The sequence below is a fragment of the Vibrio sp. ABH4_348 genome, assembly GCF_056159765.1.
In genome coordinates, this window is the sequence record NZ_JBSWVW010000002.1 from 1,002,227 (window position 1) to 1,019,314 (window position 17,088).

Annotated in this window: 20 protein-coding genes; 12 read left to right on the forward strand and 8 right to left on the reverse strand. The window is 43.7% G+C overall.

What is annotated here, in order from left to right:
• Positions 1-37: 37 nt before the first annotated feature.
• Positions 38-376, forward strand: a complete 339-nt coding sequence (locus ACXAFJ_RS18405) for a cytosolic protein (protein WP_475325447.1) — start codon at positions 38-40, stop codon at positions 374-376.
• Positions 377-497: 121 nt separating this feature from the next.
• On the opposite strand, the gene ACXAFJ_RS18410 is transcribed toward ACXAFJ_RS18405, so the two are convergent.
• Positions 498-1,694 carry an MFS transporter gene (locus ACXAFJ_RS18410; RefSeq protein ID WP_475325449.1) on the reverse strand — a complete coding sequence of 399 codons (1,197 nt, stop codon included), beginning with the start codon at positions 1,692-1,694 and terminating at the stop codon, positions 498-500.
• A gap of 110 nt (positions 1,695-1,804) precedes the next feature.
• Here ACXAFJ_RS18410 and ACXAFJ_RS18415 point away from each other — a divergent pair, with 110 nt between their 5' ends.
• On the forward strand, positions 1,805-2,398 hold the full coding sequence (locus ACXAFJ_RS18415) for a TetR/AcrR family transcriptional regulator (protein ID WP_475325450.1): 594 nt from the start codon (positions 1,805-1,807) through the stop codon (positions 2,396-2,398).
• A gap of 8 nt (positions 2,399-2,406) precedes the next feature.
• Here the strand turns inward: ACXAFJ_RS18415 and ACXAFJ_RS18420 are convergent, their stop codons facing one another.
• Entirely contained in the window at positions 2,407-3,489 is a 1,083-nt protein-coding gene (locus tag ACXAFJ_RS18420) for a rhomboid family intramembrane serine protease (protein WP_475325452.1), read from the reverse strand.
• 2 nt (positions 3,490-3,491) lie between these two features.
• Positions 3,492-4,079 carry a hypothetical protein gene (locus tag ACXAFJ_RS18425; protein ID WP_475325794.1) on the reverse strand — a complete coding sequence of 196 codons (588 nt, stop codon included), beginning with the start codon at positions 4,077-4,079 and terminating at the stop codon, positions 3,492-3,494.
• Between the two features lie 225 nt (positions 4,080-4,304).
• On the opposite strand from ACXAFJ_RS18425, the gene ACXAFJ_RS18430 reads away from it, so the two are divergent.
• Together ACXAFJ_RS18430 and ACXAFJ_RS18435 are read left to right on the forward strand one after the other, a co-directional pair.
• The gene (locus ACXAFJ_RS18430) at positions 4,305-4,892 is read left to right on the forward strand and encodes an outer membrane beta-barrel protein (RefSeq protein WP_475325453.1); all 588 of its coding nucleotides are present in this window, start codon (positions 4,305-4,307) and stop codon (positions 4,890-4,892) included.
• A gap of 45 nt (positions 4,893-4,937) precedes the next feature.
• On the forward strand, positions 4,938-5,426 hold the full coding sequence (locus ACXAFJ_RS18435; RefSeq protein ID WP_475325795.1) for a GNAT family N-acetyltransferase: 489 nt from the start codon (positions 4,938-4,940) through the stop codon (positions 5,424-5,426).
• Here the strand turns inward: ACXAFJ_RS18435 and ACXAFJ_RS18440 are convergent.
• A complete protein-coding gene (locus ACXAFJ_RS18440; protein WP_475325454.1) occupies positions 5,409-6,047 on the reverse strand; it encodes a LysE family translocator in 639 nt (212 codons plus the stop codon). The two genes, ACXAFJ_RS18435 and ACXAFJ_RS18440, sit on opposite strands and share 18 nt — an antisense overlap.
• Positions 6,048-6,164: 117 nt before the next feature.
• Here ACXAFJ_RS18440 and ACXAFJ_RS18445 point away from each other — a divergent pair, with 117 nt between their 5' ends.
• From ACXAFJ_RS18445 to ACXAFJ_RS18455, 3 genes are all read left to right on the forward strand, one after another.
• Positions 6,165-7,073, forward strand: a complete 909-nt coding sequence (locus ACXAFJ_RS18445) for a LysR family transcriptional regulator (RefSeq protein WP_475325456.1) — start codon at positions 6,165-6,167, stop codon at positions 7,071-7,073.
• Between the two features lie 136 nt (positions 7,074-7,209).
• On the forward strand, positions 7,210-7,713 hold the full coding sequence (locus ACXAFJ_RS18450; RefSeq protein ID WP_475325458.1) for an SLATT domain-containing protein: 504 nt from the start codon (positions 7,210-7,212) through the stop codon (positions 7,711-7,713).
• An 83-nt stretch (positions 7,714-7,796) separates the two neighbouring features.
• Complete coding sequence (locus ACXAFJ_RS18455; protein WP_475325459.1) at positions 7,797-8,696, forward strand: LysR family transcriptional regulator; 900 nt, start codon at positions 7,797-7,799, stop codon at positions 8,694-8,696.
• Here the strand turns inward: ACXAFJ_RS18455 and ACXAFJ_RS18460 are convergent.
• A complete protein-coding gene (locus ACXAFJ_RS18460) occupies positions 8,648-9,196 on the reverse strand; it encodes a GNAT family N-acetyltransferase (RefSeq protein ID WP_475325461.1) in 549 nt (182 codons plus the stop codon). The two genes, ACXAFJ_RS18455 and ACXAFJ_RS18460, sit on opposite strands and share 49 nt — an antisense overlap.
• A gap of 229 nt (positions 9,197-9,425) precedes the next feature.
• On the opposite strand from ACXAFJ_RS18460, the gene ACXAFJ_RS18465 reads away from it, so the two are divergent.
• Genes ACXAFJ_RS18465 through ACXAFJ_RS18475 form a run of 3 tightly spaced genes read left to right on the forward strand, consistent with a single transcriptional unit; the run spans position 9,426 to position 11,996 of the window.
• Entirely contained in the window at positions 9,426-10,409 is a 984-nt protein-coding gene (locus ACXAFJ_RS18465) for a DUF2157 domain-containing protein (protein WP_475325463.1), read from the forward strand.
• Positions 10,406-11,515 (forward strand): DUF4401 domain-containing protein, encoded by a 1,110-nt coding sequence (locus ACXAFJ_RS18470; RefSeq protein WP_475325465.1) that lies wholly within the window; start codon positions 10,406-10,408, stop codon positions 11,513-11,515. Before ACXAFJ_RS18465 ends, ACXAFJ_RS18470 begins: the two co-directional genes overlap by 4 nt.
• Positions 11,505-11,996, forward strand: coding sequence for a GDYXXLXY domain-containing protein (locus ACXAFJ_RS18475; RefSeq protein WP_475325466.1), 492 nt, complete (start codon positions 11,505-11,507; stop codon positions 11,994-11,996). The genes ACXAFJ_RS18470 and ACXAFJ_RS18475 overlap by 11 nt, the downstream gene beginning before the upstream one ends.
• Positions 11,997-12,073: 77 nt before the next feature.
• Here ACXAFJ_RS18475 and ACXAFJ_RS18480 read toward each other — a convergent pair whose 3' ends face one another.
• Together ACXAFJ_RS18480 and ACXAFJ_RS18485 are read right to left on the reverse strand one after the other, a co-directional pair.
• Entirely contained in the window at positions 12,074-13,450 is a 1,377-nt protein-coding gene (locus ACXAFJ_RS18480; protein WP_475325467.1) for a nicotinate phosphoribosyltransferase, read from the reverse strand.
• Between the two features lie 115 nt (positions 13,451-13,565).
• Positions 13,566-13,862: a DUF1330 domain-containing protein gene (locus ACXAFJ_RS18485; protein WP_475325469.1), complete on the reverse strand. Its 297-nt coding sequence runs from the start codon at positions 13,860-13,862 to the stop codon at positions 13,566-13,568.
• A gap of 168 nt (positions 13,863-14,030) precedes the next feature.
• On the opposite strand from ACXAFJ_RS18485, the gene ACXAFJ_RS18490 reads away from it, so the two are divergent.
• Complete coding sequence (locus ACXAFJ_RS18490) at positions 14,031-14,726, forward strand: carboxylesterase family protein (protein WP_475325470.1); 696 nt, start codon at positions 14,031-14,033, stop codon at positions 14,724-14,726.
• A gap of 5 nt (positions 14,727-14,731) precedes the next feature.
• Here the strand turns inward: ACXAFJ_RS18490 and ACXAFJ_RS18495 are convergent, their stop codons facing one another.
• The gene (locus tag ACXAFJ_RS18495) at positions 14,732-16,045 is read right to left on the reverse strand and encodes an aminotransferase class I/II-fold pyridoxal phosphate-dependent enzyme (RefSeq protein ID WP_475325471.1); all 1,314 of its coding nucleotides are present in this window, start codon (positions 16,043-16,045) and stop codon (positions 14,732-14,734) included.
• Positions 16,046-16,202: 157 nt separating this feature from the next.
• On the opposite strand from ACXAFJ_RS18495, the gene ACXAFJ_RS18500 reads away from it, so the two are divergent.
• Positions 16,203-17,087, forward strand: a complete 885-nt coding sequence (locus ACXAFJ_RS18500) for a dihydrodipicolinate synthase family protein (RefSeq protein ID WP_475325473.1) — start codon at positions 16,203-16,205, stop codon at positions 17,085-17,087.
• Position 17,088 lies beyond the last annotated feature (1 nt).

Sequence of the window (17,088 nt, forward strand, 5' to 3'; positions counted from 1 at the left end):
TGGTAAAATTCTGCGATTCGAATGACCGAGATATTCAATGTTTATCCATCATGTTAACGGTATCGACTGGCTGGTGATTACCGCTTTTGAAGAATTCAAAACCCTATTTATCGAAGACGCAGGAAGGATACCCTCGTGTTTCTCGACTGCTAGTGAGTTGAGTTTGATTGACCAAGCTAAGCGCTGTTATGGCTATTTGCCTTCGTTTACGGGAGTTGTCACCGATACGGGCACTTTTCAAAGCAAAGACATCGAAGAAGACCTAAACCCGCAACTTGCCTGCCTTGTAGAGGGGCGGGGTAGAGTGTTTATCTATCACGGTGGGTATGTGGCGTTTGTCGACCAAGATAAAACCTTTATTACCCGAATGGATTGAGCCTTTCATCTAATGAACTGTCCAATTGTTATCAATGCACATTAACAGCTTAATCAACCAGATTTACCATTCAAAACGCACCATCGGGTGCGTTTTTTAGTTGTGCACTAGGTAAAGGAGTTTAGCCAGCTGTCGAAATAGCTTCTGGCTTTTGGCCTAGCATGGCTGACAAACAATAGGCGAGTAGCAGTACCATCCAGCCTGCGAACAAAGTGAGATAGAAGCTATAGGTGATACCGAAGTCATTGATAAGCCATCCTGCGATCGCAGCGCCGATTCCCGCACCGACACCCAAACCCGTATTCATCCATGTTAATCCTTCTGTTAGCTTAGATTCGTCGACGTTCTGCTCGACTAGCCCCATGCCGATAATCATGGTTGGCGCAAAAAACAGTCCGGCGAAAAATACGCTAACGGATAAGCCGGGAATACTGTCTACAAATAACAATGGCAGGGTAGTTAACGCGGTAAACAAAGAGGCAATCACAAACTGTTTTTGCAGTGGCATGACGAGTTTTAAGGTGCCGAATACCAAACCCGCCAAGCAAGAGCCCAGAGCATAGACAGACAAAACAATGCTGGCGGAAGCTGGGTTACCCTCAAGCTTTGCAAACGCAACGCTAATGATATCGACCGCACCTACAATTGTGCCGAGTGATATCAGACTGAACACGAGAACTCTTAGTGGCGGCGATGACAAAGCGGAGCCTTTGGCATGATTTTGCTCTTTGACTACTGCAGGCTCGGTGGCTTTTTGCATCGTAAAAGCGAATACACCGGCTACGAGAAACACGGTCGATGCCAGTGGGCCGGCTTGTGGAAACAATGCCACGCTGAGTCCAACGGCAATTGGCGGCCCAATGATAAAGCAAATCTCGTCGATGACGGATTCAAACGAGTAGGCGGTATGTAGCATGGGACTGTTTTTATAAATTGCTGTCCAGCGAGCTCGCACTAGCGCGGCCATGTTTGGCATACATCCACCACCAGCAGCAAACACAAACAATGTCCAGTCTGCCCAATCTAAGTAAGTCGCTGCAAGAAGCAATAAAATACTAAGGGTACTGATTACCGTTGCCCAAGGCAGTATCTTGCTTTGGCCACGCTTATCAACAAGCTTAGACACCTGGGGGCCAAACAAGGCAGTGCTAAACACAAAAACCGCAGCCACACTGCCTGCAAGCCAATAGCTTTTTTGCAGCTCGGACAACATGGTAATAATGCCAATCGATGTCATCGATATCGGCATTCTTGCGATAAAGCCAGAAAACGAAAATGCGAATGTACCCGCTGGTTTGAATAATTGTCGATAAACCATAGCCAATCCTTGTTGTTTTTAACATACGCCGCGTATGTGTGATTTTTGACATACACTACGTATGTGAGTTATAAGAAGCAACCGTTTTTTGAAAAAATTAATAGAATCAGATGAAAACGCCCTCCAGCCGCGAAGCTCAAATGGAACAAACTCGCCTAAAGCTGATTGCAACTGCCCGAAAATTGTTTGGAACCATTGGCTTTAGCGCAACAGTAATGGATGACTTAACCGCGCAAATTGGCCTCACTCGTGGTGCTTTGCATCATCAGTTCGGCAATAAAAAAGGCCTGTTCCAAGCGGTACTCGAGCAAATTGATCAAGAACTCGGTCATGAGCTTTCAGAGATTAGTAGAACCAACAAAGACAGTTGGGATAAACTCATTGAACGGTGTTACTTGTATCTTGATCGCGTAACGGAACCTGATGTTCAACGAATTATGCTGCGAGATGCGCCTTCGGTGCTTGATCCAGACCTATTGCACAATATGCGCAAGGCGTGTGTTGTCAATTTGGCCGACCAACTAGAAATCTTAGTCGCAAGTGGCAAAGTGAAACCTATTAATCCGACTTTACAGGCGCAATTCATAAATGGTGGGCTTATGGAGTTAGCTGTATTGATTGCAACCAGCCCAGATAGAGAATCTAGGCTGGTTGAAGCCAAAAAAGAAGTGCAGGTTTTGCTTTCAGGTTTGCTTCAGCAATAGGCTTCGCTCTAACGTTGAATATTGACTACATCTTGCCGAAGTAGGTTTATCATCGGGTTTTGGTCCAATACCTTGTTGAGCATAGCAAATCCAATCGCTAGGCCCGCAAAAAATCCTCCAATGTGAGCCATAAAGTCCACGCCTTGCTCTTGGTTGGCCATGCCGACAAAGTTAATGATTAACCAGATAGCAAAGAACCACATGGGAGAGATTTTCTTTTGAAAAACGATGAACATAAAGGTGAGGCTGGCGTGTCTAAACCACATTAAATAAATGGCAAAGAAGCCGGCAATTGCGCCGCTAGCCCCAACCGATGGGATGGCTCCTGAAAGGTCAGATAGCCAGCTTACCATTGACGCGAGAACGCCACAGGCTAGATAGAGCAACAGGTATTTTTTGTGTCCAACTGCGCTTTCAATATTGTCTCCAACCACATACAAGAAATACATATTGCCTGCTAAGTGTAGCCAGCCACCATGTAAAAAAGTTGCAGTGACTAACGTCCACCATTCTCGACCTTCACTGATTTCCATAGGCGTCATGGCAAAGTGGTCTAACATCCAGAAAAATGCATCATCATTAAAGGCGTAGCCAACAAAAATGAGGATATTGAGTGCGATGAGAGACCAAGTCACCCAAGGTGTGATTTTCGGTTTAACGTTGTACTCGACTGGCATTTGCGTCAGGAACTGGAACAAGTAGGTCTTCCAAGAAATTTTCTTATTGAGCCGATCGAGTGTTTCTCTCAATTCTGGGCTTTTCTCGACCGCCACCAGTTCATCTTTGTCAATCCACGTGCCGTCACATGAGCGACAGACATCGATTTCATGACGGTAGTCTTTAAGTAAGTGGTGAGCTTGCATGGGTTCGCGACAACTTGGGCATTTAAGATCGGTTTCACCTAGGTGTTCACCAAAGTGCTCAGTGAAGCATTCACCGACTGGACCATCGTTAACCTCTTCGATTAACCGATTTACTTCGTTTTTTTCAAACCAAAGACCACCGCATTGACAGCAAACATCAATAGTTTCTCCTTGGTATTTTGTTGGCTTCAGAGGTGCACCTGCACACTTGGGGCATTTTTTAGTCATGGTTAAGAACCTTTGATACTGCCAATGTGGACACCGTTATCCGCCAATTGAGATTGTAAACTCTCGGCACTGTTTTTCAGTGTAGGGAGCGTAGTGTTGTTCATCTTGTCTAGTATCTTCTGAATTTCTCCAGCGGCATATTTGGCGCCAAGTCTTTTCGCCAAGGCTCTTTCGAGTAGTTGTTCTGTATCCCGATAAAAACGTCTAGCGTCGGTCAAGAAAACACTCGGAGTTTCGAGCGTGGTTGGGCTGCGCTTCATGGTTTCCCAAACGAATTTGTCTAACTTAGGCAGATTGTCTTTGAGCTCGCCTTGAGGACGGTTTTTGCTCAAATAATTATCGACATAGTCCTGCAGCAGTAGCGTGTTGTCTTGCAACTCATCATGTAGAGATACTCGCAAGTAATAGTTGTCTTCCATTTTTGAATAGGTATCAAATAGCAAAGCCTGATGAAGACCTGCTTGAGCCGCTAAATAAACCCCAAATATTGTTGAAACCACCATAAATACTTGGCTCAACCAAAATCCAGAGCTTTTAAGATCTTTGTTATCGAGTTTCTCCGATAGAGTCCCCGTCATTTTTGCCGCCATCCCTTTCACAAAAATCACCTAATTAGTTTGTATGTTTTTGAAGCGCAAGATTCTAATGGTTGCATATCAAAATCCCAACTTTTGGAGTCAAAAATTTGCATTAAGACGCATATTTATCGGCCTTGGTTTTTATGCCACTGCTCGCATTTACTTTTGAATTTACTACGCCACTGCACAGACTTCGTGTTGCAATACCACATACCGTAACCTCACCTATTTCGAACTATGAAATTCTTATTCAGACTGGCTGGCAGTGTTTTGTTGGTGCTCAGCTCTCAGGTTTTTGCCGACAATACCATCGAGCAATTGGGTTTATATCCTTCATATGGTTTAGGTTATACCTATACTGAACACCCTGACACGGCAGGCTATGTCGAAGATGAAAATGCGTTTGCTTGGAAGCTAGGTGGCGGCTATCAGTTTCACTCTAATTTTGCAGTTGAGTCACACTACGTTTCGTTAGGCAAAACCAAGAGCCAAAGACGGTCTGACCAAGCCGAAGTGACGTACGATGCTGACGTGTTTGTGATTTCGGCTAAAGCGATTCATGCCTACAATCAGAACGCTGGCGTGTTTGCCCGAGTGGGCTTAACTCGTTGGGATCTAAGTGTAGACGGCAATACGCAAGATATATATGGCACAAACGCTCAGGATTTCGATGGGACTAGTTACGTATACGGCGCTGGCTTTACAGTAACAGAAGACTGGAATGATTGGTCACTCGACGTAGAATGGAATCGCTATCAATTAAAAAAATACGGACAATCTCAGCGTGTCGATAATATTATGGCGACCATTTCCGTTAAGTTCTAAATACCGAGAAAAAACTACGAGGACCGAATTTTGCTGTATCGCCCAATCACTGAGCAAGACCTAATTGCCACAGCCACAATCTACCAAGAAGCCTTTGTGCGTCAGCATCGTTCATTGGATTGGTTGACTTGTGTATTCAATTCGAACCCCAAGTCGATGATCTATGTTGCTGAGCTAGAGAGTAATATTGTCGGGTTTATTATTTGGACACAAAAAAGCGGATTTAGAAAAGAAGCCGTGTTGGAACTGGAACTATTGGCAGTTCAGTCGAGCCAGCAGGGCAAAGGGATTGCAACCAACCTGATCATTCAGAGTTTAAAGCAAGTTCAACAATATCTAAGAGAGCAGGGAACAAGCATCAAGCATGTGTTGGTGACCACTCGCGCTGACAATTATGCGCAAGAACTATATCGTAAAACACTGGGTGCGACAGTAGAAACAGTACTGCGTGATCTCTATTCGGCCGATGAGGTGCTAATGATTGCTCGCGATATCCAAGTCGATAGCTTCTTATGGCTAAACCATCATGGCTAATAAATCTTGGCCATTTCTGGTGAGACCGGTCAAACCAACTATCAATATTACCCAGTTCGAGAATCGCCCAATGGCTAGCTGGAATTTTTTACTCAGAGCAAAATGAACAAACGCTATCCAAAATAGCATTATCACCCAATCCAAAACCACCCAAGTGACCGCCATAATTGACATGCTGGTTGTGTAAGACTCGGACATTGTCCAGAACTGCGGAAGAAGCGCGGTAAAAAATAACAAATCTTTAGGGTTGCTTATTCCAACCGCAAAGCCACGAATAAATAGTCTTATATTAGTTTGAGTTTTATTCGTAGTAGATCGATTTATTGGGTTTTCTATGATGGACGAACGCCAACTCGAATAGACCATAACTATCAAATAGACTGAGCCTACAAAACCCACACTAGGCATTATGTGGGGTGATAGGCTCCATGCACCCATTAGCAAGATTGAGCAAAGACATAATAAGACAATAGACGCTAAATTGGTTCCAGCAACTAGACTAACCCCCTGTTTAATGGATTGGTTACTAACCGTTGTTATTACCAGCAAGACAACTGGTCCTGGAGTGGCAATCACTAAAGTGGTGGTTAACAGGTAGGTAAAAAAAACGGTCCAATCCACAGAGTTCTCCCAAATCGCGTCACTTAGGTTTATTTGATTATTGTCACCCCTAATGCAGTAAACAAAAAAAGGAATATAATCAGCTTTAAGTTGAGTTTTATTCATAATGGAGTCGCAATGGCCAAACCTCCTTTATATGCGCTAAGGGCTTTTGAGCGTGCTGTATTTCTCGAATCATTTAGTCGAGCAGCAATTGAGTTGAACATTACGCCGAGCGCGATCAGTAAACATGTTCAGACTGTTGAAGATTGGTATGGGTTAGTGCTGTTTGAAAGGACTGGGCCAAGAGTCAAAGCCACACAATTGGCTAAAGGTTTTGCCCATCGGTTAGAGCAAGGCTTTACACTGATTGATGCTGCTTGTCATTCTGTGAACAGCCAAAAACATGTTTTGAGGCTTAAGGCACCATCGACGTTAACAACGAGTTGGTTACTCAATCATCAAGCGGGTTTCCAAAATACAAACTGTGCAAGTGAGTTACAGGTTTCAAGCGTTTGGATGGATATCGATAGCGTAGATTTTTCTGTTGAAGAGTTCGACTGCGCGATTTTGCTTGGCAACGGTAAATTCGGCCCTAACACAAAATCCGTTCCCTTGTTCAAAGAGTGGCTTGTGCCTATCTGCTCTCCTAAGTTACTCACGGCAGCTCAAAAGCAACTTTCGGATTGTCATTTACTTCATCCTTCCCCCGACCGGCGTGACTGGTCACGTTGGCTAAAAGCGACTAAATTAGTGGATTTAGATATAACGGCAGGAACTGTGTTTAGCACGCTAGAGCAGGGAAATATGGCTGCAATTAGTGGTCATGGTGTTTCAGTCGGAGACCTATTGCTCAGTCTTCCGGCGATCCAAAGTCAGTTATTGTCATTACCATTTAAATACGCTTTTGAAACTGGCGATCAGTATTACTTGGTTTGGCCAACTCATACGAGCAAAAAAGACCAAATCGCTTGTCTGGCGGAGTATCTTCTACAAAGAACACCTGCGATCTCAGAAGAACTCGGACAAGAAATCACGTTTGTTTAGACGGATTTTTGCGATTAGTTTGCCCTCGGTCTACTTTTTGAATGTAACCTTAGGTGTTACTTGAGATAACATGCTGACTAATCAATAATTTCTAAAAATATTCAACGTTACAAATGGTTAGAATTAGGTAACTATAGTGAAAACCGACCTTATAGCTCGAATGGAAGACGACTGCCGAATTATGGCATTGGCTCACCGCAACAGTTTTTCTCGATTCCGAAAACTTCATATCCAATTGGGGCTGCCTTCTGCGTTGCTAGCCGCGATCGCTGGCTCTTTGCATACGGTTAACGCAGATGCCGCCGGCATAGAAGATCACTTCTCAAACATGGAGATTATCGGCTTAGTTATTGCGTGGTCAGTGGCTTTGTTTACCGCAGCGCATACTTTCTTAAGACCACTTGAATCTTCTCAGGGCCACAAAGAAAAGTCTGCTCAGTTTGAAGTCTTATTGGCTGAGTTGCAGCGTGCATTGGTGTATTTACAAGGTGATCAACTCCGAGAGGAGATAGAGCGGATCGATAATGAAATTAGTCGATTAAAACAAATCGAACCTTATTTGACTGATGCTCAATTGAAGAAGGCTCGTTCAGCGGTGCTAAAACAACAGCGTATTGTTGAAAGTCATGCTACAAACTAGTCGATATTTTGATGTGATTTGCCATTATAAACGTATAGTTACACTCACCCTTAAAACCTAATCTGAAGAGATCTCGCGCCGATATGGATAAGCCTAACCCGTGGCAAGGAATTGAAGAGTTTAACGCTGTTGTCGAAACTGGCAGTTTCACGCAAGCTGCACAAAAACTGAGTGTTTCGGTTGCGCACATATCGAGGCAAGTCACTCAGCTAGAAAAACGGTTGAAATGCGCACTATTACTGCGTTCAACTCGCAAACTCACGTTAACGCCGCAAGGTGGGAGCTTTTATCGGGATTGCCAAAAAGCGGTTGATGCTCTTTCCGAAGCACACGATAGGATTAGCGCAACAAGTGGAGAAGTGGCCGGGGTTATTCGATTGGGGCTTGCGGGTGAGTTTAGCGAAAGGCGAGTTTGTCCGGCTTTGTTAGAATTTATGGATGAGTATCCCGACATTGATATTCAAGCCAGTTTTAATCATACAGAAGCCGATTTGATTGATGGAAAATTGGATTTCGCCATTGGTTCTCCTCAAATGAACGATGGCGAGTGGGTCTCTCGCTCCCTTGCTACTAAAAAGTTTGTGTGTGTGGCAGCGCCTACCTATCTAAAGCAAGAAGGTATCCCTCAAACGGTAGACGATTTGGATACTCACAACTGCATCATTGGCGACGAAGGGATCTGGGAATTTAGTGTTGATGGTGAGGACAAAGCGGTGCGAGTTCAAGGTCGCTATCATGTGACCAATGTGCGAGCGCAGATTGCCGCTGCAGTTGCAGGAAAAGGGCTAGTGGCTGCCCCTCAAGCGCAGGTTGCGAAATACATCAAGCAAGGCGCGCTAGAAGTCGTACTTGCTAAATACCAGCCCAAAGAAAAGGCCATTTGGTTGGTTCATCCTAATCGCAGTCTCCCCGTTCGTGTTCAAACCCTTATCGACTACTTGTTTGAAACCTTTGCAGACCAGTCATCAGATGTTAAAGCGTAAGTGACCGTATCCCACCACTGGTTTTTGAAAAATCGGTGGTGTTTAAAGTGCCCTTCTTTTGTCATCCCCAACTGTCGGCATAGATTAACGGCTGCTATATTTTTGCTAATGGTCTCACAGTAAATCCGGTGCACAGCCAACCGATTAAAAGCAAAGTCTACCAATTCATGGCCGGCTTGCTGGATATATCCTTTGCCCTGAAACTTTCTGGCTAATCCAGCACCCAGTGAAGCTTGATGGTAGTCTTCAAGTCTTAAGCAAATGACTCCCATAAATGCATCTGTTTTTTTATCGGCGATGGTTAATTGATACGCGAGCCGAGGACAATCCTTAGCTTGCTGCATAAATACCTCAGATAACTGCCGATAGTGCTCAGGCTGACTATCTGACTCTGAATAAAATCGTTGGTATTTGCAATCTTGGGTCAACTCCACAAAATGGTGTTGATCTTTATTAAGCATGTCTCTTAAGCGTAGATCTTGCGTTTCTAGTGAAAACATACGGGCAAACCATTAACGAACGACGGGGTGTTTATACAGAGAATTTGTTTCTTGGTCTTTGTTTCGGAAAAGTGTTTCTAGTCTACCTCATTGCTTTAGTTCAATTGTTTGGAGCGAGTTCGCAATTAATTAGCAATTTTCAATAAAAAACACTGTACACAATCTGTTTGGTGGTTTATTTTTGAACAGTGTACATTACCCAAATACAACTTTTGTAAGGAGTTGAGGCGTGGATAAACGAGAGCAAGTCATCGAATGGATGAGCAGTGAAGCAATTAGTCCAAATAAGTTCTTGGATGTGCTCAATCATGTATACGAAGAACCCACTGCCAACGACTGGCAAACTTTTATCGGGCGACTTTTACAAACCTTAGGGGGTATTTCTGTCGCGCTTGGAGTCATGTTTTTTATTGCAGCAAATTGGTCTGGCTGGAGTTTTCTGAACAAATCTCTTTTAGTTCAGTCATTGCTTGTTATTAGCGCAATCTTGTTTTACCTGTTTAGGCAAAAAAAGTGGCTCGCTGCTCTAAGTGCGCAGTTTGCATTTTTAATGATTGGCGGGCTCTTTGCACTCATTGGTCAGCATTACCAAACTGGCGCTGACCCTTGGCAGCTATTTTTCGTGTGGTCTATTGTCAGCCTTCCACTATTGTTTACAACTATCGGTAGCGGGTTGCTGTGCCTTTGGACAGTGGTAAGTACTTTAGGTATTACGCTGTTTTTTGGTCAAGCCTATGTACCGTGGCAATTGTTAGATACAGGTAGCTTAGCCTTGTTATCCAACGCGGTATTTCTATCCTTGTTGTTGTCTATTCGAGTATTTGATTCAAGCCAACATATTGTTAAGCCTTGGTTTGAAAAACTCTTGGTGTTATCGATAACCGCCTTGATTACCATCGGTCTACAAATCCTATTCCATGAATACGTATCGCTAAGTGAACACAGCCGGTCCACAGTAATTTACGATCTGACGGTATTTGCGTTTACCTGGATACTAGGGACTTTCCTATTGTATCGGTTTGGCTTCAAGCAAAAGCAGCTTTATCTAATCGCTTGTCTATGGCTCTCTGTCATCTACCTAGTCGGTACTTTAAGTTTTATATCGGTTGATGATGAAATTAGTTATTGGATCTTTATCGTATTCATGCTGATTGGTATATCCGGATTTGCGGTTAATAACCTGATGGCTTTACATAAAAGGTGGACTCTATGATTAATGAATGGTTGAAACCAAACTCGGGTTCAGGTTCTCATCGTCAGTTATGGAATGACCTAACACAAAAAGGGTTGATAGACAGTAGCGCTGAAATGCCGATCTCAACGCCATGGTATCTAAAGATAATCGCTGGTGTTGCGGGCTGGGTTAGTGCGATTTTAATCACCGCTATCATTTTTCTTGTCATGGGCTTCGATATTGATGACATACCCGTTGTATTTACAATTGGCGTTGTATTCACGTCTGCGGCTTGGGGATTGGTAAGAGACCAAAACTCAAGTTACTTGCAAAATTTTGGTGTTGGTCTCGGAGTTTCTGGATACGTATTTTTGTCGCTTTCTATTGTTGAATTAGCACCAGAAAAATGGTTGTTGGAATGCTGGTGGCTGATGTTAATTGGTCAAATGATTCTATTGCCCAGCGCCATGGTCAAATTTGGGTTTGCATTTATCGCAGGTTTCTCATTGGAATATCTACTTGCAGAATCCAACTTACCGGGCATTGGTAGCACTGTTTTGTTACTTGTCACAGCAGTCTATTGGCTGTTCGATTTGTACTTTGCCAAATTTAAGTCTCATTGGCGAGCTTGCGCGTACGGTTTTACGCTAAGTTTACTGCCCATTTTTGAATCTGTGATTTTTCAATCAAATTCATTGGGGTGGGGCGCAAATATCACCAATCATTGGCTGCTAGATGCGACTCAGTTGGTTAAGGCTGCGATTGTTTTATGTGTGGTCGGTGTCATCATGTATCGCGGGTCAGCAAACGCGCCCCAGTTTAAAGATCGGATTCTTTCAAAACGATTTTGGCCATATCTCATCCTAGTTGTTTTGCTTGTTGCGGTTGGTTACCAGCTGCACGGTTTGTTCACCAGTTTATTGATTTTAGGGTTAGGTTTTTATCTATCGAATCGTAAGTTATTTAGCATTGGCGTGGTTTTTTCTCTGATGTCGGCATCCGCGTATTACTACTTTGTGGGTTATAGCCTGCTTGATAAATCATTCATTCTAATTTCGAGTGGGTTGGCAATGTTACTTTTTGGCTATGTTGTTTTGCGCTACTCGGCAACAAATCGAACGGGAAGAGTACAGAATGAAAGCTAATGCATGGAAGTGGATGGCAGCGTCTGTTATGGCGGTATTATTGCTGGCGAACTGGAGCATTTGGCAAAACCAATCGATTTTAGATAACGGACGTTTGGTCTCTCTAGAATTAGTCCCAGTCGACCCGAGGTCATTGTTGCAAGGTGATTATATGGCGCTTGATTATCAGCTTGAAAGACAAATCGAAGACCAAGTTGAACGTTCAGAAGTCGTTTCTCACGATACTATCGTCGCCAACATAAATGACGCTAGCTTGGCTACTTTCGAAAGGCTTGGCGACTCTGAAACCCTCTCAAAGAATCAGATACTGTTAAGTTATCGAGTGACTCCACGGGGTATTAGGATTGGGACGGACGCCTTTTTCTTTGAAGAAGGTGAGGCTTCTCGCTATAACGGTGCCAAATACGGGCAATTTCGTGTTAACGACAGCGGAGAACTTCGCTTGGTAAGCCTACTAGATGACAATTTCCAAAAGCTCTAATATCAAAATATGCTAATTAGAAATAAACGCTAAAGGTTCGATTAACCTTTAGCGTTTTTTTGGTTTTTACATTTGGTTTAAGATGAAGCATCGATGTTGTGGCGAATTTGTTCCAGGGTAAGACGATGAAGCAGCTCGCCATTTTCAAAGACAGTTTTTAGCTGATTGGATCTGTCGTTAAGATCAGACTCTCTGATCGTCGACCAATGCCCTTTGGTTTTTACTACCGCTAGTCGGCCTTTTCGAGAAGTCTTGCCGGGGTCCGTGATTGGGTCTTTGTAAACGTCATGCCACTGGTTGTTGATGCAAATAGCAGAAGCTTTCATAGCGAATTTCATTGTGTCTCTGTTCACCTTCTGCAACAGCTCTGCACCCATACCAAAGGCTAAATTGTCGGCACTGATTTTCAGTTTATCTAAATTCTCGAGAATTGCTGTGATGGACTTTTCTGAAATTCCATCTCCCTGAATTACACGAATGTAGTCGGGGAGTACTCTATATCCTTTGATATTTTGTCGTTCCCCAAATTTAGCCATCAAGCGTTCGATGGTTTTAGCCACAATCTCAACAGGATCGCCCGAGTCAGGCCTGACTACTAGCGTGCCACCACTGGCGATAATTTGATCTTTGAGTTCTTCTCCCCAAATGTGGTCAATGGCGTGAAAAAGGTCGTAGCTATCACTGACCACTGCAACCAACTTTCCGGGCTGGCTAAACTGGCTTAGCATGTTCTGATACGCGTCTTTTTCGTTATCTTTGCCCCAGGCGGTGATGGTACTGTGTTCGGCCGCAGGTATTGAAAAACCGGCGACAGGCGTATCGTAGTACTTTTTCCCATAGACTAGAGCGGCGACTGTATCGGTGCCCATAAAACTAAGAAGGTGCGCCAATCCACCAATCGCTGCCGCTTCATTACTCGCCGCTCCTCTCGCGCCAAAATCATGCAGCTTAAATGGCAATCCGTCCAAAGAGTCAGCGGTTTTATCCAAGTACTCAGCAATAATTTTTTTACAGCGAAATGATTTACTTGCAACGGTAGTTGGGTACCAGACGGCTCTAAGTAGCGCGGTTTCAAGATAGCTTGTTAACCAAGCACATTTCGGATCCGTGTTTTGAATTTGAACCAGAGCAGTATGTGACGGCGTCACGCTGCCTTCGGGCAGTGCTTGGATTCGAACTGGCAGATACCCTTGGTGCTTGTCTAAAATGTATTGCCAGCCTTCTCGATTAAAAGGCTCGCCATGTGCCTCAAGCAGTGTTTGGGCTTCATCGATGTTGTCTTGGGTAATTGGTTTACTCAAGTATTCCAACAAGAACATTTGCAAACCGAAAAATACACCTTCGTTAAATTCTCCACCACGCGATTCGATATAACTGGATACATATTGTGTACCTGGTGGGTACTGTAAAAAATGGGAGGCTTTGTAGGAGTCGGTGTTGAGAATAATATTCATGGGCTTACCAATAATAAGGCTAATTAGTGAGGCAAAACTGCGTGAAACGATCCAAATTAATACTCGCGTAGTTGAGTATATTTGTGATAATCCTATTGGGGTGAGGACTTACTTGTCAACGCTGATACTCGGCTAAGAATGTCACTCCAGCCACGGATGCGGAAAACAACTGCTCTTTAACGGCTAGGTAATCAGGGTTGGTAAAAAACTGTTCTTTAGATTCTTTGTCTTTGAAGTAGATTGCAAATACACGGTTAATAGGGTGATTGGAATCGGATTTGAGTGTTTGATCAATCGTGAAATCATATCGAAATCCACCACCGTATTGTTGTAGGATCGGTGTCATTTCTTTTCGATATTGTGCGTAAACGTCGTCATTGGTGACTTCGATTGCCATAAGAAGCTCGTACATTAGCTGACCTTGAATTGTTGAAGTGAGAAGTCAATATACGGCTTATCTCGGAATTATCAACCACGCTAACGCTCATGTTTATCCTGAATGTCGGCGGCATTCTCGACGTACAAGAAATTGAAGAGATTACAGTTCTCAAATGGGAGTTCTTAAATGGGAGTTTGATCAATGGTAAAGACCCAGCTCAAAAATACTGTTCAGAAAGCTCAAGCATTACCAGTAAGCGGGAAACCATACTCCTGCCTTAACTATTTGCTGTATGTTCCCCATGATTACCACGAGCAGTTGCATTATCCGTTAGTAATGTTTCTTCATGGGCTTGATGAAAGAGGTAATCAACTCGATGATGTTCGGCGACACGGAATCCCAAAGCGGATTGATGAGGGACAAGACTTTCCATTTATTGCAGTATCACCGCAGTGTCCAGACCAAACAATTTGGTCATTAGAACTAGATGTTTTGCACCAGTTGTTTGAGCACATTAAGGCAAGTTTTCGGGTTGACCATAACAGAGTTTACCTTACAGGATTAAGTATGGGTGGTTTTGGCACTTGGCATTTTGCCACCCGTTATCCGAATTACTTAGCCGCGATTATGCCCGTCTGTGGTGGTTTGCTTCCCTTTAAATCACTCGACCAAGAGAAGCAGAATTTAGTGAACTTACCCGTTTGGACTTTCCATGGCGAAGTGGACGATGTAGTGCCTGGGCAATGTACGGCCGAGATCGTAGACTATTTGAGACAGCTAGGCTCTCAAGTTAAGTACACCGTTTACCCTGGTGTTAAACATGACTCTTGGACCGAAACGTATCGCAATCCTGACATCTATACTTGGTTGCTTTCGCAGAGAAAGTCAGATGTTTAAATTTGTCAGGAGTATTTTTGGAATACTTCTGCAATATCAGCCGCTAACTGCTGTGACATTGAGTTATCTAGTTTGGAGATCGTTATTCGGATAGCGGAATATCGATTCGCATCGTCGATGAAAAACACATCACCAGATTTCACCAACCAACCTTTTTTCGCTAGGTCTTGAACGATGTTTTCTGCTTGTGTTGGGACTTTAAGCCAGGCACTTAATCCTTCGTCACTACGAACTTGAGTTATTCCCACAAGATTCAAATTATCGATGAATTGTTGTCTTCGTTCGGCAAGTTCGTTTGAAACTTTTGCCAACAGTTGTTTCGTACTTTCAGAGGTTAGAGCAGTATAAGCGATGGATTGAACAATCCGGCTGACCCAAGACATACCCGGCGCCAGTCGACTTGTGACTTTAGTGTAGGTGTGTTTATCACACGCGGATAGCGCCAATCGAAAATCCGGACCCAAGCCTTTCGAAACCGAACGAATAATCGAGAAATGCATGGTTTGTGGGGTAATTAGGCTTTGATACTCACCTTGAGACAAAAGTGCAAAATGATCATCCTCCAAGATGAGGACATGAGGAAATTTGGTCAGGACGGCTTGAAGTTCTTTTATCCGATGTGCGGTAACCTTACTTTCACTTGGATTTTGTGCCCTTGGTGTCACGACAACCGCTCTAATACCGTGCTCAAGAGCGCTCTGTAACGAATCTGGCAGTATTCCATTTTCGTCGCAACGCAACCCAACAGGGATGTACCCTTGTATTCGGATGGAATTGGCAGCACCCAAATAGGCCGGATCTTCGATAGCGATTTTGTCTCCCTGCCTAAGGTGAGCAAATAATATTCGCTCTAAAGCGTCCACGGTACCGTTACTGATCAAGCACTCGAAATCTGGTTCGACGATTTCGGAAAACCAATTCTTGCCCAACTCTATCAATTCGGGCAACACTACACCTTCTCCATACAGGTATTGATTCATCTTTGTATGAGACGCCAATTGGTTTAAGTCAGGTAACCAATCTGATAACGGGTTGCCATCAGCTAGATCAATGAGTTTTGTGTTGGCAATCCCTTCATATTCGTTAATCGATGTGCTCGGAGAGACTTTAGTTCCCAATCTTCCTTGACTGACTACCAGGCCTGCTTGCGCCAGCTTTTTGTATGCTGAAGACACGGTATTACGGTTAACGTCTAATTGCTCAGCGAGATCTCGCACAGATGGAAGAGCATCTCCCGGTTTCAATTCTTCAGATTCAATAAGTTGTCTAACACAGTCGAAAAGAGTTTGCGCGGAGCTACCAAAGTACTTGATTGTCATTTATGACCCATGCCAATATGTATTTTGTCCTATGACAAAACTAAATTTATACTATGACAATAATATCGCTGCCGAATGAGCTTCTCAAATCAAGTATTGTTTTTTCGAACTCTGGTCGAGCGAATTGAATAACTCTAACGGAAAAAGGAAGTTCACAATGTTTACAGGTCTTAGCGCATTCCCCGTCACTCCTTTCAAACACGGCAAACCAGATTTAGTTAGCTATGAAAAATTGATATCTAACTTGGTCGAACATCAAGTTGATTCGATTGGCGCATTAGGTTCGACTGGGATGGCCGTTTATCTGAGTGCTGAAGAGCGGCGACAAGTGGCTAAGAGAACCGTCGAGTTGGCAAGCTCTGTTCCGGTTATTACGGGAATTAGCGCATTGTGCACACGAGATGTGTTGACTCATTTACAAAATGCACAACACGCGGGCGTAAGTGCAGTTTTATTGAGCCCTTATTCCTACCACAGACTGGATGATGCCGAAGTATTAGGGTTATTTGAAAAGGTGTCGCAAGAGTCGGATGTCCCCATTGTTGTGTATGACAATCCCAAGTCGACAGGTTTTAACTTTTCTCTGGAACTATATCGGGAGATAGCAAATTTAAAAAATGTGGCTTCCTTTAAGATTCCGGGATTTGATTTTGAAACTTTGGAGGGAGGGGTAACAAAGCTAGCTCAAACTAGACGTTACTTACCGGAGTCTTGTTCCATTGGTATCAGTGGTGATCGCTATGGTTACAACGCTATGAACAATGGGTGTGATTTGTGGTACTCAGTGCTGGGCGGTCTTTTTCCTCAAACCGTTAAGCAGATTATTAAATCCGCACAAGCAAAAATCACAGTGGATAACCAGAATGAGTTGGAAATTCTCTGGGAACTGTTTGTCAAGTATCGTGGTGGTGTTCGTGTCGTCGCTACATTGGCCGAGTTCTCGGGTTATGTGGAAGGGAACTGTTTACCAGAACCGCTGTTACCGGTAACTGATGAAGACAGAAAAAAATTGAAAATCATTTGGCATAAGCTGAGTGCCTAAA